1 protein-coding gene is annotated in these 769 nt (G+C 43.4%); it reads right to left on the bottom strand.

From position 1 onward, the window contains the following. Window positions 1–63 precede the first annotated feature (63 nt). Window positions 64–687, bottom strand: a complete 624-nt coding sequence (locus FJM67_RS17410; protein ID WP_140591954.1) for a protein kinase domain-containing protein — start codon at window positions 685–687, stop codon at window positions 64–66. Between the last annotated feature and the right edge of the window lie 82 nt (window positions 688–769).

The raw sequence follows: 769 nt of genomic DNA, 5'->3' as shown, positions 1-769 counted from the left end.
CCAAACAGCGCCATTGGTGGCATTCCACCTAAATGGCTTTTGAAGGCTGCTTAGGCTCTACTTTTAACCCCTGTTAAAAATGGGGGGATTACAAACAAAGGGCAACTTAGCGGTTAAAGTAAAATAGATAATTAGCCCTAGACTGAAAATATCCGCCGCATAGGTCAGCGAACTGCCTGGCCGATTCACTTCTGGCGCTTGGTAATTTTGCTCAAATGTTCGCCTTGCATTGAGAGGTAAGGTGGCTACCATTTCATGCTGACATAGTTCAAAGTTAATCAGCATAGGATCACCATCAGCATCAATGCGAATATTCGATGGGTTGATTGCTCGATGAATAATGACTGGGTCATCAAATTTTTGAATTTGTTCTATGGTCTGCGCAATCTTAACTAGCAGCTTTAGTCTTTCTTGACGACATGGGTTGCTCTGAACCCAAGCAATCAAAGTTAATTTGGGAGCCTTCTCAACGAAAATATAGTACTTGTCATCTACTAGCTCCTTGTCTTGATAACGCTGAACACCATTAACACGACCAAGACGCTTTAGTACCAAAGCTTCACGCCCTAGGCTTTTCAATTGCGCTTCACGCTCCAATGGACTTAAGTGATCTAGACAATAGCACTTCGCCCACACTTGCTCATTGAAAAGCTGAGCCTTAAAGACTCGGTAATAAGTAAGCGTCACTAAATCAGCCTCTAGTTTTCGCGCTTAACCCCGCCCAAACTGTGTTTCGTCTATTCATCCACGGAGCACACAATATGAATGC

The sequence above is a fragment of the Maribrevibacterium harenarium genome (genome assembly GCF_006385675.1).
GTDB classification, from domain to species: Bacteria; Pseudomonadota; Gammaproteobacteria; order Pseudomonadales; family Marinomonadaceae; genus Marinomonas; species Marinomonas harenarium.
Note: the sequence above shows the minus strand (reverse complement) of the source record. Positions and strands in the feature narration are given on the sequence as shown.